Annotated in this window: 28 protein-coding genes; 26 read left to right on the top strand and 2 right to left on the bottom strand. The window is 69.3% G+C overall.

All coding sequences use genetic code 11. The features are described from left to right. Positions 1–76 precede the first annotated feature (76 nt). A complete protein-coding gene (locus tag EYE42_RS14605; RefSeq protein WP_130992055.1) occupies positions 77–349 on the bottom strand; it encodes a hypothetical protein in 273 nt (90 codons plus the stop codon). A 111-nt stretch (positions 350–460) separates the two neighbouring features. On the opposite strand from EYE42_RS14605, the gene EYE42_RS14610 reads away from it, so the two are divergent. From EYE42_RS14610 to EYE42_RS14640, 7 genes are all read left to right on the top strand, one after another. Further along, positions 461–1,057: a hypothetical protein gene (locus EYE42_RS14610; RefSeq protein ID WP_130992056.1), complete on the top strand. Its 597-nt coding sequence runs from the start codon at positions 461–463 to the stop codon at positions 1,055–1,057. Further along, positions 1,005–3,008, top strand: coding sequence for a phage terminase large subunit family protein (locus EYE42_RS14615; RefSeq protein ID WP_130992057.1), 2,004 nt, complete (start codon positions 1,005–1,007; stop codon positions 3,006–3,008). Before EYE42_RS14610 ends, EYE42_RS14615 begins: the two co-directional genes overlap by 53 nt. A gap of 2 nt (positions 3,009–3,010) precedes the next feature. Continuing rightward, positions 3,011–3,220, top strand: a complete 210-nt coding sequence (locus EYE42_RS14620) for a phage head-tail joining protein (protein WP_130992058.1) — start codon at positions 3,011–3,013, stop codon at positions 3,218–3,220. Further along, positions 3,220–4,779, top strand: coding sequence for a phage portal protein (locus tag EYE42_RS14625; protein ID WP_130992059.1), 1,560 nt, complete (start codon positions 3,220–3,222; stop codon positions 4,777–4,779). Before EYE42_RS14620 ends, EYE42_RS14625 begins: the two co-directional genes overlap by 1 nt. Positions 4,780–4,784: 5 nt before the next feature. Beyond that, positions 4,785–6,848 (top strand): prohead protease/major capsid protein fusion protein, encoded by a 2,064-nt coding sequence (locus EYE42_RS14630; protein ID WP_130992060.1) that lies wholly within the window; start codon positions 4,785–4,787, stop codon positions 6,846–6,848. A 77-nt stretch (positions 6,849–6,925) separates the two neighbouring features. Further along, positions 6,926–7,261, top strand: coding sequence for a DUF2190 family protein (locus tag EYE42_RS14635; protein WP_130992061.1), 336 nt, complete (start codon positions 6,926–6,928; stop codon positions 7,259–7,261). Continuing rightward, a complete protein-coding gene (locus EYE42_RS14640) occupies positions 7,261–7,572 on the top strand; it encodes a head-tail joining protein (RefSeq protein WP_130992062.1) in 312 nt (103 codons plus the stop codon). Before EYE42_RS14635 ends, EYE42_RS14640 begins: the two co-directional genes overlap by 1 nt. Before the next feature lie 65 nt (positions 7,573–7,637). On the opposite strand, the gene EYE42_RS14645 is transcribed toward EYE42_RS14640, so the two are convergent. Beyond that, positions 7,638–8,810, bottom strand: a complete 1,173-nt coding sequence (locus tag EYE42_RS14645) for an IS110 family RNA-guided transposase (RefSeq protein WP_130992063.1) — start codon at positions 8,808–8,810, stop codon at positions 7,638–7,640. A gap of 218 nt (positions 8,811–9,028) precedes the next feature. Between EYE42_RS14645 and EYE42_RS14650 the strand changes: the two genes are divergently transcribed. The 19 genes from EYE42_RS14650 (at position 9,029) to EYE42_RS14730 (ending at position 23,626) form a co-directional block, all read left to right on the top strand. Beyond that, a complete protein-coding gene (locus EYE42_RS14650; protein ID WP_130992064.1) occupies positions 9,029–9,673 on the top strand; it encodes a DUF6441 family protein in 645 nt (214 codons plus the stop codon). A gap of 197 nt (positions 9,674–9,870) precedes the next feature. After that, positions 9,871–10,281 carry a hypothetical protein gene (locus EYE42_RS14655; RefSeq protein WP_130992065.1) on the top strand — a complete coding sequence of 137 codons (411 nt, stop codon included), beginning with the start codon at positions 9,871–9,873 and terminating at the stop codon, positions 10,279–10,281. A 48-nt stretch (positions 10,282–10,329) separates the two neighbouring features. Then, a complete protein-coding gene (locus EYE42_RS14660; RefSeq protein WP_130992066.1) occupies positions 10,330–10,749 on the top strand; it encodes an acyl-CoA transferase in 420 nt (139 codons plus the stop codon). Positions 10,750–10,773: 24 nt separating this feature from the next. Then, positions 10,774–11,715: a phage tail tube protein gene (locus EYE42_RS14665; RefSeq protein WP_130992067.1), complete on the top strand. Its 942-nt coding sequence runs from the start codon at positions 10,774–10,776 to the stop codon at positions 11,713–11,715. A gap of 2 nt (positions 11,716–11,717) precedes the next feature. Beyond that, positions 11,718–12,173, top strand: coding sequence for a hypothetical protein (locus EYE42_RS14670; RefSeq protein WP_130992068.1), 456 nt, complete (start codon positions 11,718–11,720; stop codon positions 12,171–12,173). An 83-nt stretch (positions 12,174–12,256) separates the two neighbouring features. Next, a complete protein-coding gene (locus EYE42_RS16430) occupies positions 12,257–12,400 on the top strand; it encodes a DUF7697 family protein (RefSeq protein WP_246020835.1) in 144 nt (47 codons plus the stop codon). Then, positions 12,393–14,810, top strand: a complete 2,418-nt coding sequence (locus EYE42_RS14680; RefSeq protein ID WP_130992070.1) for a phage tail tape measure C-terminal domain-containing protein — start codon at positions 12,393–12,395, stop codon at positions 14,808–14,810. The genes EYE42_RS16430 and EYE42_RS14680 overlap by 8 nt, the downstream gene beginning before the upstream one ends. Beyond that, positions 14,810–15,436, top strand: a complete 627-nt coding sequence (locus tag EYE42_RS14685) for a DUF2460 domain-containing protein (RefSeq protein ID WP_130992071.1) — start codon at positions 14,810–14,812, stop codon at positions 15,434–15,436. Before EYE42_RS14680 ends, EYE42_RS14685 begins: the two co-directional genes overlap by 1 nt. Continuing rightward, entirely contained in the window at positions 15,433–15,783 is a 351-nt protein-coding gene (locus EYE42_RS14690) for a hypothetical protein (RefSeq protein ID WP_028720235.1), read from the top strand. The genes EYE42_RS14685 and EYE42_RS14690 overlap by 4 nt, the downstream gene beginning before the upstream one ends. After that, on the top strand, positions 15,776–15,907 hold the full coding sequence (locus EYE42_RS16510) for a hypothetical protein (protein WP_281277823.1): 132 nt from the start codon (positions 15,776–15,778) through the stop codon (positions 15,905–15,907). The genes EYE42_RS14690 and EYE42_RS16510 overlap by 8 nt, the downstream gene beginning before the upstream one ends. 4 nt (positions 15,908–15,911) lie before the next feature. Then, positions 15,912–16,571 (top strand): lysozyme, encoded by a 660-nt coding sequence (locus tag EYE42_RS14695; protein ID WP_130992072.1) that lies wholly within the window; start codon positions 15,912–15,914, stop codon positions 16,569–16,571. A 3-nt stretch (positions 16,572–16,574) separates the two neighbouring features. Then, positions 16,575–16,805, top strand: a complete 231-nt coding sequence (locus EYE42_RS14700; RefSeq protein ID WP_115395219.1) for a hypothetical protein — start codon at positions 16,575–16,577, stop codon at positions 16,803–16,805. Beyond that, positions 16,798–16,899, top strand: coding sequence for a DUF3789 domain-containing protein (locus EYE42_RS16610; RefSeq protein ID WP_130992073.1), 102 nt, complete (start codon positions 16,798–16,800; stop codon positions 16,897–16,899). Before EYE42_RS14700 ends, EYE42_RS16610 begins: the two co-directional genes overlap by 8 nt. Then, positions 16,892–17,122: a hypothetical protein gene (locus tag EYE42_RS14710; protein ID WP_130992074.1), complete on the top strand. Its 231-nt coding sequence runs from the start codon at positions 16,892–16,894 to the stop codon at positions 17,120–17,122. Before EYE42_RS16610 ends, EYE42_RS14710 begins: the two co-directional genes overlap by 8 nt. Beyond that, positions 17,109–17,252, top strand: coding sequence for a hypothetical protein (locus tag EYE42_RS16050; RefSeq protein ID WP_165455809.1), 144 nt, complete (start codon positions 17,109–17,111; stop codon positions 17,250–17,252). The genes EYE42_RS14710 and EYE42_RS16050 overlap by 14 nt, the downstream gene beginning before the upstream one ends. Then, a complete protein-coding gene (locus tag EYE42_RS14715) occupies positions 17,249–18,133 on the top strand; it encodes a DUF2163 domain-containing protein (protein ID WP_130992075.1) in 885 nt (294 codons plus the stop codon). The genes EYE42_RS16050 and EYE42_RS14715 overlap by 4 nt, the downstream gene beginning before the upstream one ends. Next, complete coding sequence (locus tag EYE42_RS14720) at positions 18,130–18,564, top strand: C40 family peptidase (protein WP_130992076.1); 435 nt, start codon at positions 18,130–18,132, stop codon at positions 18,562–18,564. The genes EYE42_RS14715 and EYE42_RS14720 overlap by 4 nt, the downstream gene beginning before the upstream one ends. 9 nt (positions 18,565–18,573) lie before the next feature. Further along, positions 18,574–22,539 (top strand): baseplate multidomain protein megatron, encoded by a 3,966-nt coding sequence (locus EYE42_RS14725; RefSeq protein ID WP_130992077.1) that lies wholly within the window; start codon positions 18,574–18,576, stop codon positions 22,537–22,539. Positions 22,540–22,549: 10 nt separating this feature from the next. Then, a complete protein-coding gene (locus tag EYE42_RS14730) occupies positions 22,550–23,626 on the top strand; it encodes a DUF2793 domain-containing protein (RefSeq protein WP_130992078.1) in 1,077 nt (358 codons plus the stop codon). Positions 23,627–23,632 lie beyond the last annotated feature (6 nt).

Below are 23,632 nucleotides of genomic sequence, written 5' to 3' on the forward strand. Positions count from 1 at the left end.
GGCCCGCGTCATGCGGCGCCTTCTACGACCCCGAGCCGCGCAGGGCGCGCGGCGGGAGTTCCGGCAGCGCCGGAGATCAGCGGGCGTGCTCGCCCTCGCCGAAGGCGCTGTCGGTAATGCGCTTCAGGAGGCTGGCGTAGTGTTCGAGGGTGCCGACCATGGCCCAGCCCACCACTTCGGGGTGGCAGTTGAAATGGTCGTCGCTCAGCGCCTGCAGCCGGGCGAGCATCTCGTCGATCTCGGCCTTCTTGCCGATGAAGGCCGCGAGCGCGGCTTCCTTGTTCCGGCGCGCCTTCTCGGCGCGGAGTTCGTGGCGCGGGGTGGTGATCGGGTTCAGGCGCGTGGTCATCGGGGTGGCTCCTTGGTGAGTTGCATCGTCCTTCTGAACGGACGTTCGCTCCGGTCGCGACGCTTATCAACTCGATAAGCACATGATCTTGAATGATAATCGGAGCCGTCGATGCAGGGCATGAGCGAGCGCCAGTACGCCGCGCATGTCGGGCTGTCGCGGGGCGCGATCCAGAAGGCGAAGACCGCCGAACGGCTGGTCCTCTATCCCGACGGCAGCATCAACGCAGCCGCCAGCGACGCGCGGCGGGCGGAAACGACAGACCCGTCGAAGACGAGGAAACCGCCCGCGCCGAAGCTGAAGCCCGTCTCCGAGGCTGCGGTGGCCGCTGTCGGCGACACGCTACGCGAACAGGGGCTGGCGGTTCCGGCGGTGGGCGGCGGCACGACCTTCCTGCAGGCCAAGACCGCGAACGAGGTGCTGAAGGCGCAGGAGCGGCGCATCCGGCTGCAGAAGCTGAAGGGGGAGTTGATCGAGCGCGCGCGCGCGCTGGCGCTGGTGTTCCGGCTGGCGCGGGAGGAACGCGACGCATGGGTGACCTGGCCTGCACGCGCGGCGGCGCTGATGGCGGCCGAGCTCTCGGCCTCGTGCAGCGACGCGACAGGCCAGCAGATCGCCGTGGAGCCAGCCGCGATGCAGAAGGTCCTGGAGAAACATGTACGCGCCCACCTCGACGAACTCGCCGAGGTCCGGCCCGACTTCCGGTGATGATGACGCACTGACGGAGTTCGACGGCGCGGGCGAGATCCTGCGCGCCTGGGGCAACGGGCTGCGGCCCGACCCGGACCTGACCGTCTCGGAATGGGCGGACCGGCACCGGATGCTCTCGGGACGCGCCTCGGCCGAGCCTGGGCGGTACCGGACCGTGCGCACGCCCTACATGCGCGAGATCATGGACCGGCTGTCGCCCGGCGATCCCACGCAGCGGATCGTGTTCATGAAGGCCGCGCAGGTCGGCGCGACCGAGGCCGGGAACAACTGGATTGGGTTCGCGATCCACCAGGCGCCGGGCCCGATGCTGGCGGTCCAGCCCACGGTGGAGCTGGCCAAGCGCAACTCGCGCCAGCGGATCGACCCGCTGATCGACGAGAGCCCCGAGCTGCGGGAGCGGGTGAAGCCCGCGCGGTCCCGCGACGCAGGCAACACCATGCTGTCGAAGGAGTTCGCGGGCGGCATCCTGATCATGACGGGCGCGAATTCGGCGGTCGGGCTGCGCTCGACTCCCGCGCGGTACATCTTCCTCGACGAGGTCGACGCCTATCCGGCCTCGGCCGACGAGGAAGGCGATCCGGTCACGCTGGCCGAGGCCCGGTCGCTGACCTTCGCCCACCGGCGCAAGGTGCTGCTGGTCTCGACCCCTACCATCCGGGGGCTGTCGCGGATCGAGCGGGAATACGAGGCGAGCGACCAACGGCGCTTCTTCGTGCCTTGCCCGCATTGCGATGCGATGCAGTGGCTGAAGTTCGACCGGCTGCGCTGGCAGAAGGGACGGCCGGAAACGGCGGAATATCACTGCGAGGGCTGCGAGCGGCCCATCGCGGAACACCACAAGACGGCCATGCTGGAGGGTGGCGAATGGCGGGCGACGGCCGTCGCCGCCGATCCGACCACGGTCGGGTATCACCTCTCGGCGCTCTATTCGCCGATTGGCTGGCTGAGTTGGGAGCGGATCGTGCGGGCATGGGACGCGGCGCAGGGTTCGGACGAGGCGATCAAGGCGTTCCGCAATACGATCCTCGGCGAGACATGGGTCGAGACCGGGGAAGCCCCCGACTGGCAGCGGCTCTACGACCGGCGTGAGCGCTGGACGTCCGGCATCGTGCCTGCGGGCGGGCTGTTCCTGACGGCGGGTGCCGACGTGCAGAAGGACCGCATCGAGGTCGACGTCTGGGCCTGGGGCCGCGGACTTGAGTCCTGGCTCGTCGATCACGTCGTCATCGAGGGCGGGCCGGATCGGCATGACGCGTGGTCGGAGCTGACAGCGCTGCTGGATCGAAGCTGGCCGCATGAACGTGGCGCGCATCTGCGCATCGCGCGGCTCGCCATCGACACGGGCTACGAGGCCCCGGCGGTCTACTCCTGGTCGCGGGCGCAGGGGTTTGGGCAGGTGTCGCCGGTCAAGGGCGTCGAGGGGTTCAACCGCTCGAGCCCGGTGTCGGGGCCGACCTTCGTGGACGCGACTGAGGGCGGCAAGCGCCTCCGGCGCGGGGCGCGGCTCTGGACCGTGGCGGTCTCGACCTTCAAGGCCGAGACCTACCGCTTCCTGCGGCTGGCGCGCCCGACTGAAGAGGAGACGGCCGACGGGGCGGCATTCCCGCCCGGTTCGGTGCACCTGCCGCATTGGGTCGAGAACGAATGGCTGAAGCAGTTCGTGGCCGAACAGCTGGTGACGGTGCGCACGAAGCGTGGCTTCGCCCGGCTGGAATGGCAGAAGCTGCGCGAGCGCAACGAGGCGCTGGACTGCCGGGTCTATGCCCGCGCCGCCGCGTGGATCGCAGGCGCGGACCGTTGGCCCGACGAGAAATGGCGCGACCTCGAGGATCAGCTCGGGGCGGCGCCAACCGACACCGATCCCGCGGGACAGATCAACCGGCCGGGACAGGCCCCGCAGGGCAAGCGCCGCTCCGATTGGCTCGGACGGCGCGGAGGATGGTTCTGAACATGACCGACTGGACGGAAACCGAGCTCTCGGCGCTGCGCCGAGCCTATGCCAGCGGCACGACCCGGGTCAGCTATGACGGCAAATCCGTCGACTACGGCTCGGCCGAGGATCTGCTCGCCCGCATCCGCACCATCGAGCGCGTCATTGCGGGGACCACACGGCCGCTGCCGGTCGCAGGTCTGGCTGGCTTCTCGCGCGGGGACCGGTGATGTCGGCGACCTGGTTCGATCACGCAATCGCCACGGTGGCGCCGCGCATGGCGGCCCGCCGCGTGCTGGCGCGACAGGCGTTCGAGACCCTGACGCGGGGGTATGAAGGCGCCGCACGTGGACGGCGGACCGAGGGCTGGCGCACACCGGGATCCTCGGCCGACACCGAGATCGGCGTGGCCGGGGCGCTGCTGCGCGACCGGATGCGGGATCTGGTGCGCAACAACCCCCATGCGGCGAAGGCCGTCGCGGTGCTGGTCAACAATATCATCGGCGCGGGCATCATGCCGCGCGCCGCCAGCGGCGACGACAAGCTCGACCGGAAGGTCGATGCGCTGTTCGAACGCTGGACAGCCGACTGCGATGCCGACGGTCAGCTCGACTTCTACGGTCTGCAGACGCTGATCTGCCGCGAGATGGTCGAGGCGGGCGAGGTGCTGGTGCGCCGCCGTATGCGGCGGGCGAGCGATGGCCTGCCGGTGCCGCTGCAACTGCAGGTTCTCGAGGCGGACTTCCTCGACGCCAACAAGTCCGGCGCCCTCGGCGCGGGGCGGCTGGTGCAGGGGATCGAGTTCGACCCGGTCGGCAAGCGCAGGGCCTACTGGCTGCATGCCGAGCATCCGGGCGATGCGTACGGCGCCTTGCAGAACGGTCTGCAGAGCCGCCCGGTCCCGGCCACCGAGATCGCGCACATCTATGAGAAGCAGCGCACGCAGGCGCGCGGCGTCCCGTGGGGCGCGCCGGTGATCCGGTCCTTGCGCGATCTCGACGACTACGAGGTGGCGGAACTGGTCCGGAAGAAGACCGAGGCCTGCGTCACCGCCATCGTCTTCGGCGACGACGAGGCGCAGCAGGGCATCGCGCCCTCCGTGGTCGACGCCGACGGCAACCGGGTCGAGCAGTTCGAGCCGGGGCTGATCGCCTATGCCCGCGGCGGCAAGGACATCCGCTTCAACCAGCCCTCCGCTACCGGTGGCTACGGCGAATACAAGCGCGCCAGCCTGCACACGATCTCGGCGGGCTTCCGGGTGCCCTACGAGCTGCTGACCGGAGACCTGTCGCAGGTCAACTATTCCTCGATCCGGGCGGGGCTTGTCGAGTTCCGTCGCCAGATCGACGCCGTGCAGTGGCAGCTGTTCATTCCGATGTTCTGCGCGCCCGTGTGGCGCTGGTTCACCGAGGCCGCATGGGCGGCGGGGCAGATCCCGTCGCCGACCGTGCCGGTCGAGTGGTCGCCGCCGAAGTTCGAGGCGGTCGATCCGCAGAAGGACGCGATGGCGAACCTGCTCTCGATCCGCTCCGGCACCATGACGCTGGCCGAGGTGATCGCGAAGCAGGGCCGCAATCCCGACGCCGTGCTGGGGGAGATCGCCGCCACCAACGCCAAGCTCGATGCGCTGGGGCTGGTGCTCGACAGCGATCCGCGCCGCGTCACCAAGACCGGCAGCGCGCAGACGAGCGATCCGGCGACCGATCCGGCCGACGACGAGCCGGACACCGACGACCCGGCCGCCGAAGCGGATGAGACCGACTCGGCGCAGGCCGACCAACAGGACTGACCCTTATGGACACGATGATCCAACTGCCGGCCATGCGCCGGTCGGCGGAGCTTGCGCCGAACACGGCCGATGCCGACAGCCGCACCGTCGAGGTGGTCTGGTCGGCCGGGGCCCGCGTCCGTCGCGCCACTTTCTTCGGTGAGCCCTATGACGAGGAACTGAGCCTCGATCCCGCCCATGTCCGCCTCGACCGGCTGAACGCGGGTGCGCCCTTCCTGAAGGTGCACGAGCTCGACACGCTCGACGCGGTGATCGGCTCTGTCGTCCCCGGTTCCGCCCGGATCGAAAACGGCCGGGGCATCGCGCTGGTGCGGATCTCGGAGCGCGCCGATGTCGAGCCGATCTGGCGCGACATTCAGGCAGGCCACATCCGCGCGGTCTCCATCGGCTACCAGGTCCACCGCTTCGAGGTCTCGAAGCCCGAGGCCGCCCGCGAACTCTGGCGCGCGGTGGACTGGACGCCGTTCGAGGTCTCCGCGGTCGCCGTCGGCGCCGACCCCGCCGCCGGTTTCCGGGCCCAGCATCCCCTTCACGACTGCGTCCTTCACCGCCGGGACGCCCCCACACCGCAAGGAGCATCCCCGATGACGGACAAGACCCACACCCCGGCGAGCGACGCCGCAACCCCCGCCACTACCCAGCCGACCGAGCCGGTCGAAACCGAGGACACTTCTATGACTGAGACGAAAGCGGCTGCGCCCGAAACGAAGGTCGCAGCGGTGGAAACCCGCACCCAGCCGAAGCTTCAGAATACCGATGCCCCCGCTGCGACCGACACCGAAGCGGTTGCCACCCGCGCCCGCGAGGCCGAGCGCGACCGCGTCTCCACCATCTACGATCTCGCGGGCCGCCTGAACCTCGAGCGCGGCTTCGCCGAGGGCCTGGTGAAACGCGGCGTCAGCGTCGACGAGTCCCGCCGCCTGATCCTCGATCAGGTCGCGGCGAAGTCGGACGAGACCCGGACCTTCCCGCATGTGTCCGTCCCGCTCGGCGGCCGGGACGAGCGCATCACCCGCCGCGACGCGGTAGCGAACGCGCTGCTGCACCGCTACAGCCCGACGCTGTTCCAGCTGGAGGACGCCGCGCGCCAGTATCGCGGCATGACGCTGCTGGAACTGGCCCGCGAAAGCCTCGGCAACGCCGGGGTAAACACGCGGGGCCTCTCGCGCGACGAGGTGGCGACCCGCGCGCTGCACTCGACCTCGGACTTCCCCGAAATCCTGTCGGCCGTCACCAACAAGACCCTGCGGCAGGCCTACGAGGCCTATCCCCGCACCTTCATGCTGTTCTGCCGCCAGGTGCTCGCCACCGACTTCAAGGCGATGCACCGGGTGCAGCTCGGCGATGCGCCGCAGCTGCTGGAGGTTGGCGAGAGCGGCGAGTTCAAGCGCGGGATGCTCGGAGAGTCGAAGGAGAGCTACAAGGTCAAGACCTATGGCCGGGTGGTCGCCATCACCCGCCAGACGCTGATCAACGACGATCTCGACGCCTTCACCCGGATCCCGGCGATGTACGGCAACTCCATCGCTCAGCTGGAGTCCGACGTGGTCTGGGGCATCATCACCGCCAACCCGGCGATGGCCGATGGCAACGCGCTGTTCCACACCACCCACAAGAACCTGGCTGGCACCGGCACGGCGCTGGCGGTCGATGCGGTGGGTGCGGCCCGCGCGGCGATGGCCAAGCAGACCGGCCTCGACAAGAAGACGGTGCTCAACGTCCGCCCGGCCTTCCTGATCGTGCCTGCCTCGCTGGAACTGAAGGCCGAGCAGCTGGTCGCGCAGAACCTGGTGCCCGCCGCGACGTCCAGCGTCGTGCCGCAGTCGATCCGCACCCTCGCGCCGATCAGCGAGCCGCGGCTCGACGCCGCCAGCGAGACCGCCTGGTATCTGGCGGCGAGCCCGAACCAGATCGACACCATCGAGTATGCCTATCTCGAAGGCCAGCAGGGCGCCTACATCGAGACCCGCAACGGCTTCGATGTCGACGGCGTCGAGATCAAGTGCCGCCTCGACTTCGGCGCCAAGGCGATCGACTGGCGCGGTCTCTACAAAAACCCGGGCGCTTAACCTGCACCCCATGATGAACCCTGACACGCGGGCGGTCCAGACGGGCCGCCCGTCGTCATTCCACGAGGATCCTCCCCATGAAAAACTACGTCCAGCCCGGCAAGACCATCACCCTGACCGCGCCCTATGCCGTCGCCTCGGGCGACGGCCTGCTCGTCGGCTCCATCTTCGGCATCGCCGCCGGAGCGGCCGCCCTCGGCGAGCCCGTCGAGGCCGCGCTCGTCGGCGTCTTCGACATCATCAAGGTCGGCTCCCAGGCCTGGACCGTCGGCGCGAAGGTCTATTGGGACGACACCAACAAGCGCTGCACCACGGTCGCGACCGACAACACCCTCATCGGCGTGGCCGTCGAGGCGGTGGCGAGCGGCGCGGGCGACACCATCGGCCGGGTGCGCCTGAACGCGGCCTTCTGATGAGCGCCTTCGCCGCCGCCGTGGGCGCGCTCTTCGGCGATCCGAACATCGGCCGGGACGCGGTCTACATCGCCGACGGCGGCGCGCCCGTGCTGGTGCGCGTCGTTGCCCGGCGTGCGGATGCCGTATCGGACTTCGGCGATGCGCGCCTCTGGTCCGAGACCACGCGGATCGACCTGCGCGTGGCCGAGGTGGCGAACCCGCGCCCCGGCGACCGGATCGAGATCGACGGGGACGCTTTCCTCATCCAGGGCGAGCCCGTCCGCGACCGCGAGCGGCTGGTCTGGACCGTGGATCTGAGGCCCGCGTGAGATACCGTGACGTTGATCAAGTGTTTTCTGATGCCGCAGGCGCGATCGGCTTCGATATTTGGCGTCTACGCCGCTCGCGCCTGCTCCGTGATGGGAACGAACGGTTTGCGGTTCTTGGCGACGCTGTAGACTGCGTGGAGCAGCTTGCGCATGGCCGCGATGAGGGCAAGCTTTGGCGGCTTTCCGGCGGCGCGCAACCGTTCGTAGAACGGGCGCAGCCAGTCGTTCAGCCGGACGGCGGCAAGCATGGTCATCCAGAGCGCGCGTCGCAGCTTGGCATTGCCGAACCCGGTTGCCGCTCGGGTTCCTGTGCGCTTGCCCGATTGCCGGAGGGCGGGCACGACACCGACATAGGCGGCGAAGGCCCCTGCAGACCGGAATCGGGCCGGGTCACCGACGATGGCGATGATGCGCGCGGCCGAATTGGGGCCGATGCCGTCGATGCTGGTCAGCAGGCGGCCGACCTCATGGGCGTCGAGCAGTCCGCCGATATCGCTGTCGAGTTCCTTCAGGCGGCGGCGCCAGAGGTCGAGATCCTGGCAGATGTGGCGGACCTGCAAATCGTAGACCGGCCCGTGATGCTGACCGACAGACCGTCTGGCCGCCTCGACCAGCCGTTCGGCAAGGTCCTCGCCGACCCTGTGACGGCCGTCGTAACGCAGCTTGGCCAAACGGCGGGGCGGGGTACGTGCGAAGGCCGCCGCAGTCGGGCATTCCGAGAGCAGCGCGGTCGCGAGCATCGTATGCATGCCCTTGACGTAACGTGTGAATTCCGGAAACCCGAGATCAACCAAGCGGTGCAACTGCAGGACGCGATCCTCGAAATCCTGCTGCAGCCGGTCGCGGTGACGCACCAGTTCCCGCAACGCTTCGGCGGCGGCGTCGGGAATGTAGCTCGGGGCCGGACGCTTCTCGAAGGCGAAGCGCGCGAGCGCCGCAGCGTCGATGGCATCGGTCTTGGTGCGCTCCAGCTGGGCCTGCTGGAACCGGCGCGCCACGATCGGGTTCAGGAGCACCACGTCATGGCCCTCGGCGACAAGCGTCGCATAGAGGTTCTTCCAGTAGTGGCCCGTCGCTTCCATCACGACAAGCGCCGGAGGCGGTCCCAGCGCCTCGAGCAGCATGCGGTAGCCGCCCGCATCCTCGTCAATTCCGATCGGTCGGCCCAGCGGCCGTCCCGTACCGTCCAGCCGCGCCAGCACATGGCGCTCGGAGGCAACATCGATCCCGGCAAACATCCTTCCCTCCTCCCTATGGGCCGGGGAGCCTCGAAACCGACGTCCACGCTCAGCCTTGTACAAGCGGGGACAGGAAAAGCGCGCCAGCCCCAGGATACCGTTCGAGCCCGGAACGCCGGTCGAGGGCGCCAACCTCACGCACGAGGACAATGCCTCGAAACTAAAACGGCGACCCTCTCCCGGCTATCGAAACCCCACCATAGCAAAGGCGACGTTCGATGAGTGGAGGAGTTACAAAACTGAAGCTCGACATCGATCCCGACATCGTCGCGATGATGGCGGCGGAGGTCGCGGCGGGCGAACGCGCCGTGACCGCCGCCATGCGCGAGGCCGGGACCGGGCTGAAATCGGCGTGGCGGCTGCAGATCACCGGCGCGGGGCTCGGGCCCCGGCTCGCCAACTCGATCCGCAGCCAGAACTTCCCGAGATCGGGCGAGAGCCTCGACGCCGCGGTACTGGTCTGGTCGAAGGCACCCGTCATCGTGGGTGCGCATGACACGGGGCCTCTGATCCGCTCGAAAAACGGGTTCTGGCTGGCGATCCCGCTGCCTGCCGCAGGCAAATCCCTGCGTGGCGGCCGGATCACGCCCGGTGAATGGGAGCGGCGACGCGGTCTGCGCCTGCGCTTCGTCTATCGCCGTACGGGGCCGAGCCTGCTGGTGGCGGAGGGACGGCTGAACACGAAGGGCCAGGCGGTGGTGTCGCGTTCGAAGACCGGGCGCGGCAAGGTTACCGCGCCGATCTTCCTGCTGGTGCCGCAGGTCAAGCTGCCGAAGCGGCTGGATCTGGCGCGGGACGCGGACCGGGCTTTGGACGGCGTGCCGGGGCTGATTGTGGCGAACTGGGTAGATGATCGTATTTGAGCTATTCGACGGGCAACGAGAGAACTACAACACGTAGCCAGACGACAGCGAGGAGGATCCCAATGCGGATCGCGTGTCTTGGATGGGGTTCGTTAGTCTGGGATCCGCGTGAATTGCCGATTAGAGGTTCTTGGTTCGAGGACGGACCGCTGGTCTGTGTTGAGTTCGCGCGCCAGTCACAGGATGGACGCATAACGTTGGTCCTTACCGACCGCGGTACGCTTGTTCGCTCTCTATGGGCATTAATGGATTGTGCGGAAATTGACGACGCTCGGGAAGCGCTTCGTGCTCGTGAAGGTGTGCCGAAGAAGAGAACCGAGTTTATCGGATGCCTAGAACGCGGTGGCGATGCTCCAGCACACTTGGCAGGCTGCGCGGAATGGTTGGAGAGTAAGCAACTGGATGCAGTTGTCTGGACTGCGCTTCCACCCAAGTTCGGCGAGATCGAAGAATTTCCGACCGAGCCTCAAGTCATAGGCTATCTCGCAGGATTGCGAGGAGCGGCCCGAGATACTGCAGAACAATACATACGCCGAACTCCAATTCAAATTGATACCAACTATCGACGTGCGATAGAGGCAAATCTGGGCTGGGCATCGGTGTCATAGGACCGATTGGTCGCCCTATTGCAGGCAACCCCGGTAAGTGACCTCAACATGCCCACCCCTCGCGAAACCATCCTCGCCGCGCTACACGCGCGGCTTTCGGCGCTGCCCGCCACGGTCCTGCGCGGCGAGGTGCTGCCCGAGCGCGTGTCGGCCGAGGGATTGCTGATCCTGCGCGATGGCGAGCCCGGGGAGCCGGAGGTGACGTTGTCGCCCCTGCGCTACCACTACCAGCACCGCGCCGAGATCGAGGCGGTCGTGCAGGGCGCCGACCGTGACACCGCTTTCGACACGCTGACCGCCAGCATCGGCGCCACGCTTGCTGACGACCGCACGCTGGGCGGGCTCTGCGACTGGGTCGAGGCGGAAGCGCCGCGAGCGGTCGATCTGCCGGTCGAGGGCGCGGCGAGCCTGAAGGCCGCCGTGATCCCGGTGGTGCTGCACTACACCACGGCCGACCCGCTGGCCTGACCCCACCGACAACAGGAGAACACGATGGCACGAGCCCAGGGGGCGCGGGCGCAGATGGCGCTTGCGTTCGAGACCGTCTATGGCACGCCGCCCGCGAGCGGCTTCACGAAGATGCCCTTCGCCAGCACCTCGCTCGGCGCGGAACAGCCGCTGCTGAACTCGGAGCTGCTCGGCTACGGCCGCGATCCGCTGGCGCCGATCAAGGATGCGGTCACGGCCGACGGCGACGTCGTCGTGCCACTCGACGCCGAGGCCTTCGGCTTCTGGCTGAAGGCGGCCTTCGGCGCGCCCACGACCACCGGCGCGGAAGCCCCGTACAGCCACGAGTTCCAGTCGGGGTCCTGGACGCTGCCCAGCATGTCGATCGAGACCGGCATGCCGGAGGTCCCGCGCTACGCGATGTATTCCGGCTGCGTGCTCGACCAGATCACCTGGCAGATGCAGCGGTCCGGCCTGCTGACGGCGACGGCGCGGCTGGTGGCGCAGGGCGAGACGGTCGGGACCACGACCAGCGCCGGGACACCCGCCGCGCTGGAACTGAAGCGTTTCGGCCATTTCAACGGGGCGATCACGCGCAACGGCTCGGCTCTCGGCAATGTGGTCTCGGCCGAGATCACCTATGCCAACAACCTCGACCGGATCGAGACGATCCGCTCGGACGGCCGCATCGACGGGGCGGACCCGTCAATCGCCGCGCTGACCGGCCGGATCGAGGTGCGCTTCGCCGACCAGACGCTGGTGACGCAGGCGATCAACGGCGAGGCCTGCGAGATGGAATTCGCCTACGTCCTGCCCTCGGGCGAGAGCTTCACCTTCACAGTGCACGCTGTCTACCTGCCGCGCCCGCGGATCGAGATCGCCGGGCCGCAGGGCGTCCAGGCGACCTTCGACTGGCAGGCCGCCCGCGACAGCACTGTCGGCCGGATGTGCACCGCAACCCTGATCAACGATATCGAGGTGTACTGACGATGCTCACGCTCGACCTGACGAACGCGCCCCGCTGGCATGACCTCGCGCCCGGCGTCCGGGTGCAGCTGCGACCGCTGACGACCGCGCTGATGGTGGCGACACGCAGCGACCCGGCCGTCGAGGCCGTGCCCGAGGAGGCTTCCGACGAGGAGCGCGCCGTCGCCTTCGCCAAGACACTGGCGCGGCGGGCCGTGCTCGCCTGGGAGGGCATCGGCGATGCCGACGGTAACGCGATCGATCCCAACTCCGAGGCCATCGACGCGCTGCTCGACGTCTGGCCGATCTTCGAGGCCTTCCAGCTGACCTACGTCTCCAAGGGCCTGCTGCTGGAACAGGAAAAAAACGCCTCCGCGCCCTCGCCGAATGGTCCTTCGGCGGGGGCGAGCGATACTGCCAAGCCTGCGCACCCTACGAGGGCCGCGAGCAAGCCTGCCCGGACTGCCCGGCGCGGCTGAACCGTCCGGAAACTCCAGAGGGTTGGCAGGTCTGGGATCTCGTCGGTCGTCTTGGCGGCCAGCTCCGCGTACTGCCGGGCGCGGTGATCGGCTGGGACATGTTGTCGGCGCTGGCACTCGGCGACGCCCTCGGCGTGCCGCCGCTCGTCACGGCCGAACTGCTGCCCGTCATCGAGGCGGTGATGGTGGCCAAACTCAACGAACAGATGGAACGCCCCGATGGCTGAAAAGCGTGTATCCGTCCGCCTCGCCGCGGTCGGAGGCCGACAGGTGCGCGCCGAGCTGGAAGGCGTCGGCGAGGCCGGGTCGCGCGGCTTCGGACGGCTGAGCCGGGAGATGGAAGCGGCGAACACCCGGCTGGCGGCCTTCTCGCGACGTGTTGCGGTAGCAGCCGCCGCTGCCGTGGCCGCCGCTGCCGCCGCGGGTGTGGCGATGATCCGGTCTGGGCTGCAGACTGTCGATGCGCAGGCCAAGCTCGCGCAGTCCCTCGGCACCACGGTGGCCTCGATCCAGACGCTTGAGCGCGCGGGCGAGCTGGCGGGCGTGTCGATGTCCGGCATCGAGCAGGCCACCAAGGATCTGACGCGCCGTCTCAGTCAGGCGGCCGCCGGGACCGGCCCCGCTGCCGACGCGCTCGACCGGCTGGGGCTCTCAGCAAGTGAGCTGATCGCCTTGCCGCTGGACCAGCGCGTGGGCGCGATCAACGCGGCGATCGAGAGCTTCGTGCCTGCCGCCGAGCGCGCGGCGGTCGCGGGCCAGCTCTTCGGCGAGGAAGGCTCCATCGCCATGTCGCGGATCGACACCGCGACGCTGCGCCAGGCGACCGAGGACGTCCTCGCCTTCGGCGTTGTCGTCTCCGAGCAGGACGCCGACCAGATCGAGCGGACGAACGATGCGATCTCCCGGCTCGGGCTGATCTGGCGCGGCCTCTCGAACCAGCTCGCTGTCGCCGCAGCCCCCGCGCTGGAAGCCGTCGCCAACGCCATGGCGGCGGTCGCCAGCCGCACGGGCCCGCTCGGCATCGCGATCCGCGGTCTCTTCGACAACATCGGTCGCCTGACCACCTATGCCGCGACCTTCGCCGCCTTCCTCGCAGGCCGCTGGGTGGCCGGCATAGCCGCCGCCGCGCTCTCGGTCCGTGGCCTCGCCACCGCTCTCGTCGTGCTGAGGGGCGCGTTGATCCGGACCGGCATCGGCGCGCTCGTCGTCGGCGCGGGCGAGCTCGTCTACCAGTTCACCCGTCTCGTCTCCGGTGCGGGTGGCTTCGGTGAAGCCATGTCGCTCCTGAAGGACGTCGCGGTCGAGGTCTGGGAGCGGATCCGGATGGGTGCGGCTGCGGCGGGCGCAGCCGCCACGGCGATGTTCTTCGACCTGAAGGCGGACGCAGCCTCAGGGATGCAGAGCGCCATCGAGAGTGTCGTCGGTTTCGGCAACACGGCCGCGAACACGTTCGAAGGCGCCTACGAGGCGATCAAGTCGATCTGGGGCCTGCTGCCGGCCGCCATCGGCGATCTCGCGTTCCAGGCGGCCAACAGCCTGGTCGACGGTGTCGAGGCGATGCTGAACGGCGTGGTCTCGCGCATCAACGGCTTCATCGGCGGCATCAACCAGGGGCTCGAAGCCCTCGGGTCGGAGCGGCGGATTTCCGTCATACCCGATCTGGATCTGGGCGAGATCGAGAATCGCTTCGAGGGGGCGGCGACCGCCGCAACCACCGCCGCGCAGGCGGCGTTCGAGCGGGCCTTAGAGGACAATCCTCTGACCGCGCCCGATCTCGGCCTGACAGAGGCGGCAAACCGGGCACTCGAGTCCGCGAACCTCTATCGTGGCGCGGCGCGCGATCTGGCGGAAGGTGCCCGCGCGCCCCTCGAAAGCTGGCAGGCGCTGCGCGCTGCGGTGCGCGGCACCGACGAGGCGAGCGCGGATGCGCTGACCGAGGCCACCGGCGCGGCCGAGCGGCTGGAGACGGCGCTTAGCGATGCCGGGCGCGCCGCAACAGGCGCTGGTGCGGCGGCCGGAGCCGCCGCCGCTGCGGCGGAGCCCGCGACCGAGGCTGCCGTCACCGGTTGGCAGGCGGTCACGGCAGCGCTGTCGGACTACGCCAGCAAGGCCCGCGAGATTGGCGGCGATATCGGCCAGAGCCTTGTCGGCGCCTTCCAGTCGGCCGAGAACGCCGTGGGCGAGTTCGTGAAGACCGGCAAGCTGAACTTTCGCGATCTGGTCACCTCGCTGCTGGCCGACCTCGCCCAGCTGGCGGCGCGGCGGTTTATCCTCGGGCCGATCGCCAATGCGCTCTCGGGCGTGTTCTCCGGCGCGGGCGGCATCTTCGCCAACGTCCTGCATGCGGGCGGGATGGTGGGGTCCGCGGGGCCCTCGCGCATGGTCCCGGCGATGGCCTTCGCCGCTGCGCCCCGGATGCATGGCGGCGGCATGGCCGGACTTCGCCACGACGAGGTGCCCGCGATCCTGCAACGCGGCGAGCGCGTGCTGTCGCGGCGCGAGGCGCAGAGCTACGGCGGAGGCGGCGGGGTCAACGTCACGATCATGGCGCGCGACGCCGAAAGCTTCCGGCAATCCCGCACGCAGGTCGCGGCGGATATCGCCCGCGCCGTCTCGCTCGGGCGGAGAGGCATGTGATGGCGTTTCACGAAGTCCGCTTTCCCGACAACATCAGCCGCGGCGCGCGGGGCGGCCCGGAGCGGCGCACCCAGATCGTCGAGCTCGCCTCGGGCGACGAGGAGCGCAACGCCAGCTGGGCTAACTCGCGCCGCCGCTACGACGTCGCCTACGGCATCCGCCGCGCCGACGATCTCGCGGCGGTCGTCGCCTTCTTCGAGGCGCGCAACGGCCGCCTGCATGGATTCCGGTTCAAGGACTGGGGCGACCACAAGTCCTGCCAGCCTTCGGGCGTGCCATCGCCCACAGACCAGGCGATCGGCATAGGCGACGGGGCTGCGACCACCTTCCAGCTGGTCAAGCGCTACGCCTCGGGGGCGCAATCCTGGACGCGCGCCATCACAAAGCCGGTGACGGGCACCGTGCGCATCGCGCTGGCCGGGATCGAGCAGCCCTCCGGCTGGTCGGTCGACACCGCCACTGGTGTCGTCACCTTCAGCGCCGCGCCGGGCTCCGGCGTCGCCATCACCGCAGGGTTCGATTTCGATGTGCCCGTCCGCTTCGACACCGACGTGCTCGACGTGACGCTCGATCTCGAGCGGCTCGGCTCGATCACTTCCATTCCGCTTCTGGAGATCCGGCGATGAACGACACCGGCAGCTTCGTTGCGGCCGTGCTGCGCGAACTCGCGGCCTCGACGGCGGTGATCCTCGCCGCCTGGGGCGCGCTCGGCGGCGCGACCAACGCGCTGACCACGAAGATGCGCCTGCGCGACGCGCTCCGGCACATCCTCCTCGGCGGCCTGATCGCAGCCGGGATGGGCAGCCTTTCCATGGCCGTGATCACCGCCTGGCTCAGCCTGCCGCCCGAGGCGATCCCGGCGGGCGGGGCGGCAGGATCGGCGGCCTATCTCGTCGGCGTCTTCGGCCCGGCCTTCATCGAGATGCTGCTCGCCCGCCTGCGCCGCGCTAACGAAGGCGCCGGCGATGAATGAACTTCTCCGCCTCGCGCGCTCCTTCCGCTGCGACCCTGCCGACCCTCGGCAGGCCTTCGCCCATCGCCTGCGCATCGGCCTCGCCATCGCAGCACTGATCCTGATCCTCTCGCTTCTGAGGTAATCCCATGCACATGACCGACCGGGGCCTTCTGGCCCTCGTCCGGCACGAAGGAATCGTGCCCGGACCCTATCTCGATGTGAAACAGGTCTGGACCTTCGGCATCGGCCACACGGCCGCGGCCGGGCCGCCCGATCCCGCCACCATGCCGCGCGGCATGCCCGCCGATCTCGAGGCCGGGCTCCTTGAGGCGTTCCGAGTTTTCCGGGCCGATCTCGCGCGCTACGAGGCCACTGTGCTGCGCGCCATAAAGGTGCCGCTGGCGCTGCACGAGTTCGATGCGCTGGTCAGCTTCCACTACAATACCGGCGGCATCGCGAAGGCTGCGCTGACGCGACACCTCAACGCCGGCAATCGCGTTGCAGCCGCCGACGCGTTTCTAAACTGGCGGCGACCGGCCTCGATCATCCCGCGGCGAGAAGCCGAGCGCGACCTGTTCCGCCATGGCCGCTATCCCGGCGGCACGATCCCGGTCTGGTCCGTGGACCGCACGGGCCGCGTGGACTTTTCGCGGCCGATCCGTCGCCTGACCGAGGATGAGGCTCTGGCGCTGCTGCGGCCGTCGCCGTTGCCGAGGCCACTGGCCCTCGATCCTGTGCCCGACGTGCCGACCGGCTGGCTCGCCCGGCTTGCCGCCTTCTTCTCCACCCTGATCCGGAGGGCCTGACTCATGCGCTACGTCCGACCCAACTCGCTCACCTGGTGGGCGGGACTGCTCGCCATGCTCACTGGCATCGCCTCCCTCGCATTGCCTTCCACCGGGCCGCTTGGGGAACTCTCCCGCCTCGTCGCACTGCTTGCTGGCTCGGGCGATGCCTCTCCCGCTGGCCTCATGTTCCTCGGTCTCGGCCTGATCGGCCTGCGCGACCGTATCGAGCGCGGGTTCCGCGGCGATGCTTGAGTTCTTTGCAGGTGTGGTCGTGGGCGGCTGCCTCGGGGTCTTCGTCGTCGCCCTCTGCGTCGCCGCCGCGCACGGGGAGCGGGACGATGGCTGATCTCCTGATCTGGCTGGTCGCGGCTCTGGGCGCCGCCGGGGGTGTCATCCTCGGCCGGGTCTGGGGGCGCGTGGAAGGGGAGCACGTGGGCAAAAAGGAGGCGGAACACGATGCGATCGAAGACAAGAGCGAGCGCGTCGAGCGCGGTCGCGACGCGGTTCGTGACGGCCGCCGCGCTGGCGATCTCGCTGACCGGCTGCGCCGCAACGATGAGCGCTGGTGACGCCGGCTGCGCCTCCTATGCCGAGGCGCGCCTCGCCCGGCCGGCTGCCGAGACCGTCGCGGGGGTTCCGCCGGACTGGGCGGACTGGATCGCCGATCTCGATGACCGGATGACGGGAACCTGCCGATGAAATCCCTCTCGCCCTCGCTGCAGGCCCATCTCGACGAGGGGACGACCACGCTCGCCTGGTGCTGGCGGATTGCCCGCGCCGACGGCGTCACCTTCGGCTTCACCGACCACGACCGGACACTCAGCTTCGAGGGGACCGATTTTGAGCCGGAAAGCGGGCTGACGGCCTCCGAGGTGCGCTCCGGTTCGGACCTGTCCGTCGACGCGCAAGATGCCGAGGGCGTGCTGACCTCGGATCGGATCACCGAGACCGACATCCTAGACGGCCGCTGGGACAACGCCGAGGTCGAGGTCTGGCGGGTGAACTGGGCCGACACGAGCCAGCGCGTGCTGATGCGGCGCGGCGCCATCGGCCAGATCCGGCGCGGGCGGCTCGCTTTCGTCGCCGAGGTCCGCTCGCTTGCCCATGTGCTCGGCCAGACGGTGGGACGGACCTTCCAGGCGACCTGCGACGCCGCGCTCGGGGACGCGCGCTGTAGCGTCGATCTCGAGGATCCGGCCTACAAGGGCACGGGCGCCGTCATCGATCTCTTGCGCGACCGGGCCTTCACTGCCTCGGGCCTCGGCGGGTTCGAGGCGGGCTGGTTCACCTTCGGCACACTCGAATGGACCAACGGCGCGAACGCGGGGCGGCGCACCGAGGTGCTCGGCCATGAGGTGACCGACGGCGTGGCGATCCTGACCCTGCTCGAGGCACCGGTGCGCGCGATCGCCGAGGGCGATGCCTTCACCATCCGCGCGGGCTGCGACAAGCGCATGGAGACCTGCGGGGCGAAGTTCGCGAACACCGCGAACTTCCGCGGTTTCCCGCACATCCCCGGCCAGGACGCCGTGCTGCGCTACGCCACGAAGGATGGCGGGCACGAGGGCGGCGTGCTGTGAAAGCCGCCGACCTCACGCGCGTCATCGCCGTTGCGCGCTCCTGGCTCGGCACGCCGTATCACGACCAGGCCAGCCTGCGCGGCGTCGGCTGCGACTGTCTCGGTCTCGCCCGAGGGGTCTGGTGCGAGGTCGTCGGTCCCGAGCCGTTCCCGATCCCGCCCTACAGCCGCGACTGGGGCGAGACGGGCCCGCGCGAGGTGCTGGCCGAGGGCGCGCGGCGCATGATGATCGAGGTGTCGCCCGCCGAGGGCGGGCCCGGTGCGCTGGTGCTCTTCCGCATGAAGCCCCGCGCCATCGCCAAGCATGTCGGGATCCTGACCGCACCCGACAGCTTCCTCCATGCCTACGAGCGGCTCGGCGTGATCGAGGAACCGCTGACGCAAGCCTGGCGGCGGCGCATCGCCTTCGCCTTCCTGTTCCCGCAACGCTGAGACTCCGAAATGGCCACCCTCGTTCTCGGTGCCGCTGGCGCCGCCATTGGCGGTTCGATCGGCGGTTCGATCCTCGGCGTCAGCGCCGCCACCATCGGCGGCTTCATCGGCTCCAGCATCGGCTCGGTCGTCGACAGCTGGATCATCTCGTCGCTGGCGCCCACGCAGCGCATCGAGGGCGCGCGGCTCGACACGCTGCGCATCACCTCTGCCACCGAGGGCGCGGTCATCCCGCGGCTCTACGGCCGCATGCGCATGGGCGGCAACATCATCTGGGCGACGGATTTCCGCGAGGAGACGAAGACCACCACGCAGGGCGGCGGCAAGGGTGGCGGGGGCGGCAAGGTCAAGACCACCGAGTATCTCTACTACGCCTCCTTCGCCGTGGCGCTCTGCGAGGGACTGATCACCGGCATCGGGCGCATCTGGGCCGACGGCAAGCCCATGGACCTCTCCGGCGTCACCTGGCGCTGGTATCCCGGCGACGAGGCGCAGACGGCGGACCCGTTCATCGCGGCCAGGATGGGCGCGGCCAGCACGCCCGCATATCGCGGCACCGCCTATGTGGTCTTCGAGGAACTGGCGCTCTCGACCTATGGCAACCGCCTGCCGCAGCTGTCCTTCGAGGTGTTCCGGCCGCTGGCTGACCCCGACACCGCCGAGGGGCTGACCCGCGCTGTCACCATGATCCCGGCCTCGGGCGAGTTCACCTATGCGACGCAGGCGATCCGCAAGACCGATGGCGGCGCGACGGTGCCCGAGAACCTGAATGCGCTCGCCGACTCCACCGACATGGTAGAGGCGCTCGACCGGCTGCGGGCCATGGCCCCGGCGGTCGAGAGCGTCAGCCTCGTCGTGGCCTGGTTCGGCGACGACCTGCGCGCGGGATCCTGCAAGGTGCGGCCGGGCGTCGAGGTCTCCGCCAAATCCACCACGCCCGCCAGCTGGTCGGTGAATGGCGTCAGCCGGGCCAGTGCTTTCCTCGTCAGCCGCGACGACCAGGACCGCCCGGTCTATGGCGGCACGCCGTCCGACTTCGCCGTGGTACAGGCGATCCAGGAGATGAAGGCGCGCGGACTGCGCGTGACCTTCTATCCCTTCATCCTGATGGACGTGCCGCCCGGCAACAGCCTGCCGAACCCGTATTCCGAAAACGCCGCGGAGACGGGCCAGCCCGTATTCCCCTGGCGGGGGCGGATCACCTGTTCGCCTGCGGCCGGTTTCGCGGGGACGGTGGACAAGACCGCCACGGCGGCTGCGCAGGTCGCGGCGCTGTTCGGCGCGGCCACACCCGCCAGCTTCAGCGTTTCGGGTCAGTCCGTCTCCTGGACCGGCACGCCCGGAGACTGGGGCCTGCGGCGCATGGTGCTGCACTATGCCCATCTCTGCGCGGCGGCGGGCGGGGTCGATGCGTTCCTGATCGGGACCGAGATGCCGGGGCTGACCACCATCCGGTCGGGTGCCAGCAGCTATCCTGCGGTGCAGGCCTATCGGGACCTGCTCGCGGACGTGCGCTCGATCCTCGGGTCGGGGACCAGGATCGGCTACGCCGCCGACTGGTCGGAGTATTTCGGGCACCAGCCGGGCGATGGCTCGGGCGACGTGTTCTTTCATCTCGATCCGCTCTGGGCCGATCCGGAGATCGATTTCGTCGGGATCGACAACTACATGCCGCTGTCGGATTGGCGCGACGGGTTCGAGCACGCGGATGCGACCGAGGGTTGGCCCGCGATCCATGACCGGGCCTATCTTCAGACGAACATCGCGGGCGGCGAAGGCTTCGACTGGTTCTACGCCAGCGCCGCCGACCGTTCGGCGCAGGTCCGCACCCCGATCACCGATGGTGCTGCGGGCAAGCCTTGGGTCTTCCGCTACAAGGATCTGCGAGCCTGGTGGTCGAACCCGCACTACGACCGCCCCGGTGGGGTGGAGAGCGGGACGCCGACGGCGTGGGCGCCGCAATCCAAGCCGATCTGGTTCACCGAGTTGGGCTGTCCCGCCATCGACCGGGGCACCAACCAGCCCAACGTCTTCTTCGACCCGAAGTCCTCGGAAAGCTTCACGCCGCATTTCTCGCGGGGCTGGCGGGATGACGCTATCCAGCGCGCCTATCTCGAGGCGACGTACCTCTGGTGGGGCGAGGCCGCGAACAACCCGCTGTCATCGGTCTACGGCGGCCGGATGGTGCACGTCCCCGAAAGCGCCGCATGGAACTGGGACGCGCGGCCCTATCCCTTCTTCCCGGCGCTGACCGACGTCTGGACGGACGGCGCGAACTGGCGGCTCGGCCACTGGCTGACGGGGCGGCTCGGCGCTGTGTCGCTGGCGGCCCTCGTGCGGCACCTCTGCCTGCGCGCCGGGCTGCCCGAGGCGCGGATCGACGTCATCGGCCTCTGGGGCGCGGTCGAGGGCTACGCCATCACGGCGCTGGAGAGTCCGCGCGCGTCGATCACCACGCTGTCGCGCCACTTCGGCTTCGACGCCGTGGAGACCGAGGGCGTGATCCGTTTCATCATGCGTGGTCGGGCCTCCGTCGCCACCCTCGCACCCGACGATCTGGTGGCCGGTCGTGAAGGCGACATTATCGAGCTCACGCGCGGCCAGGAGACCGAACTGCCGCAGGCCTTGAAATGGCAGATCGCCCGCGCCGACGAGGACTACGACGCGGCCCTCGTCGAGGCGCGACGCATCACCGTGGACACGACACGGATCGCCTCGGAGTCCTTCCCCATGGCCGTGCCGCCCGAGGAAGCCGAGCGCCGCTGCCGCCGCGCGCTGATGGAGGCGTGGGTGGGGCGCGAGACGGCGGCGTTCCGTCTGCCGCCCTCGCGGTTGGCGCTGGACCCGGCTGACGCGATCCGCCTCGCGCATGACGGGCGGCTGGTCGACCTGCGGCTCATCTCCATTGCCGACGCCGAGGCGCGCGGTATCGAGACGATCCGGCAGGACAGGGCGACCTACGACCTACCGCCCGGAGACCCTCGCGCGGCGTCGCTGACGCGGGCGGTCGTGTTCGGCGCGCCGGATGCGGTGCTGATGGACCTGCCGCAGCTGACCGAGGATCAGCCCGCGCACCGGCCGCTGGTCGCCGCGCACGCGGTTCCCTGGCCCGGCGAGATGGCGGTCTTCCGCAGCCCCTCGACCGATGGCTTCGAGCTGCTGACCATGCTCGGCAGCCGCGCCCGGATCGGCACGCTGGTCTCCGACCTCTACGCGGGCCCCACCTCTCGCTTCGACCTCGGCAATGCGCTGGTCGTCGATCTGCTGACCGGCACGCTGGAAAGCGTAACGGACCTGACCCTGTTCGGCGGCGCCAACGCACTGGCGGTGGAAACCTCGCCCGGTGTCTGGGAGATCGTGCAGGCGGGCGCGGCCGAGCTAATGGCACCCGGCCGCTATAAACTGACCCACTTGCTGCGGGGCCAGCGCGGGACCGAGGGCGCCATGGGCAATCCGGCGCCTGCGGGGGCGCGGGTCGTGGTGCTGGACACCGCGCTGGCGTCCCTGCCGATCGCCGAGGCCGATCTCGGCATCCCGTGGAACTGGCGCATCGGCCCTGCCAGCCGACCGGTCACCGACGAGACCTTTGTCGCGCAAGCCATCACGCCAGCAGGCGTCGGGCTGCGGCCGTTCTCGGTCGCCCATGTCGAGCAGCCTTGGCGCAGGCCGCGCTCGCCCGGCGATCTCACCATCCGCTGGACGCGCCGGTCACGCGCGCTGTCCGCCGACAGCTGGGGCGGGCTCGAAGTGCCGCTGGCCGAGGAACTGGAGGCCTACGAGGTCGAGATCCTGGACGGCGCCACCGTGAAGCGGGTGCTGAGCGCGACCACGACCAGCGCGGCCTACACCGCCGCCCAGCAGAGCGCCGATTGGGGCGCGCCGCTCGGCCCCGGCGACATGCTCGACATCCGCATCTTCCAGCTCTCCGCCCTTGTGGGGCGAGGTGCGCCGAAAACCGTCACGCTGATACTCTGAAGGCCATCCCATGTCCGACGCCACGACCCATCTTCTGCTGCCCTACATCCTGGCGGCGCAGGCCCAGAAGCATGTCACTCACAACGAGGCGCTGCGGATCCTCGACGGGCTTGTCCAGCTCTCCGTCCTCGACCGGGACCTGACTGCGCCGCCTAGCAGCCCCGCGGATGGCGACCGCTACATCGTCGCCTCGGGCGCGACCGGCGACTGGGCGGGCTGGGACCTGAACGTCGCGCTCTGGACCGATGGCGCCTGGCTGCGTCTGCCGCCACGCACCGGGTGGCGGGCTTGGGTCGAGGACGAGGGCCTGCTGCTGGTCTACGATGGCGCGGGCTGGGTCGGCACCACGCCCAGCGAGTTGCAGAATATGGCGCTGCTCGGGCTCGGCACGACGGCGGATGCCTCGAACCCATTCTCCGCCAAACTCAACGCTGCGCTCTGGACCGCGAAGACCGTGGTCGAGGGTGGGACCGGCGATCTGTTCTACACCATGAACAAGGAGGCTGCGGGCGACGATCTCGGGCTGACGCTGCAGACCGGCTTCGTGACCAAGGCGCTGGTCGGGCTCTTCGGCTCCGACCGCTTCCGGCTCGCGGTCTCGGCCGACGGCAGCACCTTCTTCGACGGGCTGAGCGTCGACAACGCCAACGGCATCGTCGATCAGCCCCGGCTGCCGCGCTTCAAGGCGTACACCAACTACGACAACTATGTCGGCGTCGGGACCTGGACGAAGATCGGTCTGAACAACACCGACTATAACGATCAAGGCGCGTTCGACGCCGCGAACAACCATTTCGTGGCCCCGGTCGACGGCACCTACATCTTCGGCGCGACGCTGCTCTACAAGATCAACGCCAGCGCCACGGCCCGCATGCGCGGGCGGCTCGTCCTGAACGGCACGACCGAAATCCGCGGCTCCCTCGGCGAAATCTCCGCCACCCACGTCTCGCTCGCCACCGCCATCTGGCTGCAGACCATGGTGCCGCTCACCGCGGGCGATACCGTGGAGCTGCAGGGATACTTCCGGGTCGCGGACGGCTACTTCGCCGCCGATCACACGTCCTTCTGGGGCTGCAAGATCGGCTGAGCGGCT

It is taken from the genome of Paracoccus subflavus, assembly GCF_004310345.1.
Taxonomy (GTDB): domain Bacteria; phylum Pseudomonadota; class Alphaproteobacteria; order Rhodobacterales; family Rhodobacteraceae; genus Paracoccus; species Paracoccus subflavus.

Excerpts from the sequence above, each read along its gene's own strand:
- EYE42_RS14605 (WP_130992055.1), bottom strand. The coding sequence starts at position 349 with ATGACCACGCGCCTGAACCCGATCACCACCCCGCGCCACGAACTCCGC.
- EYE42_RS14610 (WP_130992056.1), top strand. The coding sequence starts at position 461 with ATGCAGGGCATGAGCGAGCGCCAGTACGCCGCGCATGTCGGGCTGTCG.
- EYE42_RS14615 (WP_130992057.1), top strand. The coding sequence starts at position 1,005 with ATGTACGCGCCCACCTCGACGAACTCGCCGAGGTCCGGCCCGACTTCC.
- EYE42_RS14620 (WP_130992058.1), top strand. The coding sequence starts at position 3,011 with ATGACCGACTGGACGGAAACCGAGCTCTCGGCGCTGCGCCGAGCCTAT.
- EYE42_RS14625 (WP_130992059.1), top strand. The coding sequence starts at position 3,220 with ATGTCGGCGACCTGGTTCGATCACGCAATCGCCACGGTGGCGCCGCGC.
- EYE42_RS14630 (WP_130992060.1), top strand. The coding sequence starts at position 4,785 with ATGGACACGATGATCCAACTGCCGGCCATGCGCCGGTCGGCGGAGCTT.
- EYE42_RS14635 (WP_130992061.1), top strand. The coding sequence starts at position 6,926 with ATGAAAAACTACGTCCAGCCCGGCAAGACCATCACCCTGACCGCGCCC.
- EYE42_RS14640 (WP_130992062.1), top strand. The coding sequence starts at position 7,261 with ATGAGCGCCTTCGCCGCCGCCGTGGGCGCGCTCTTCGGCGATCCGAAC.
- EYE42_RS14645 (WP_130992063.1), bottom strand. The coding sequence starts at position 8,810 with ATGTTTGCCGGGATCGATGTTGCCTCCGAGCGCCATGTGCTGGCGCGG.
- EYE42_RS14650 (WP_130992064.1), top strand. The coding sequence starts at position 9,029 with ATGAGTGGAGGAGTTACAAAACTGAAGCTCGACATCGATCCCGACATC.
- EYE42_RS14660 (WP_130992066.1), top strand. The coding sequence starts at position 10,330 with ATGCCCACCCCTCGCGAAACCATCCTCGCCGCGCTACACGCGCGGCTT.
- EYE42_RS14665 (WP_130992067.1), top strand. The coding sequence starts at position 10,774 with ATGGCACGAGCCCAGGGGGCGCGGGCGCAGATGGCGCTTGCGTTCGAG.
- EYE42_RS14670 (WP_130992068.1), top strand. The coding sequence starts at position 11,718 with ATGCTCACGCTCGACCTGACGAACGCGCCCCGCTGGCATGACCTCGCG.
- EYE42_RS14680 (WP_130992070.1), top strand. The coding sequence starts at position 12,393 with ATGGCTGAAAAGCGTGTATCCGTCCGCCTCGCCGCGGTCGGAGGCCGA.
- EYE42_RS14685 (WP_130992071.1), top strand. The coding sequence starts at position 14,810 with ATGGCGTTTCACGAAGTCCGCTTTCCCGACAACATCAGCCGCGGCGCG.
- EYE42_RS14690 (WP_028720235.1), top strand. The coding sequence starts at position 15,433 with ATGAACGACACCGGCAGCTTCGTTGCGGCCGTGCTGCGCGAACTCGCG.
- EYE42_RS16510 (WP_281277823.1), top strand. The coding sequence starts at position 15,776 with ATGAATGAACTTCTCCGCCTCGCGCGCTCCTTCCGCTGCGACCCTGCC.
- EYE42_RS14695 (WP_130992072.1), top strand. The coding sequence starts at position 15,912 with ATGCACATGACCGACCGGGGCCTTCTGGCCCTCGTCCGGCACGAAGGA.
- EYE42_RS14700 (WP_115395219.1), top strand. The coding sequence starts at position 16,575 with ATGCGCTACGTCCGACCCAACTCGCTCACCTGGTGGGCGGGACTGCTC.
- EYE42_RS16610 (WP_130992073.1), top strand. The coding sequence starts at position 16,798 with ATGCTTGAGTTCTTTGCAGGTGTGGTCGTGGGCGGCTGCCTCGGGGTC.
- EYE42_RS14710 (WP_130992074.1), top strand. The coding sequence starts at position 16,892 with ATGGCTGATCTCCTGATCTGGCTGGTCGCGGCTCTGGGCGCCGCCGGG.
- EYE42_RS16050 (WP_165455809.1), top strand. The coding sequence starts at position 17,109 with ATGAGCGCTGGTGACGCCGGCTGCGCCTCCTATGCCGAGGCGCGCCTC.
- EYE42_RS14715 (WP_130992075.1), top strand. The coding sequence starts at position 17,249 with ATGAAATCCCTCTCGCCCTCGCTGCAGGCCCATCTCGACGAGGGGACG.
- EYE42_RS14725 (WP_130992077.1), top strand. The coding sequence starts at position 18,574 with ATGGCCACCCTCGTTCTCGGTGCCGCTGGCGCCGCCATTGGCGGTTCG.
- EYE42_RS14730 (WP_130992078.1), top strand. The coding sequence starts at position 22,550 with ATGTCCGACGCCACGACCCATCTTCTGCTGCCCTACATCCTGGCGGCG.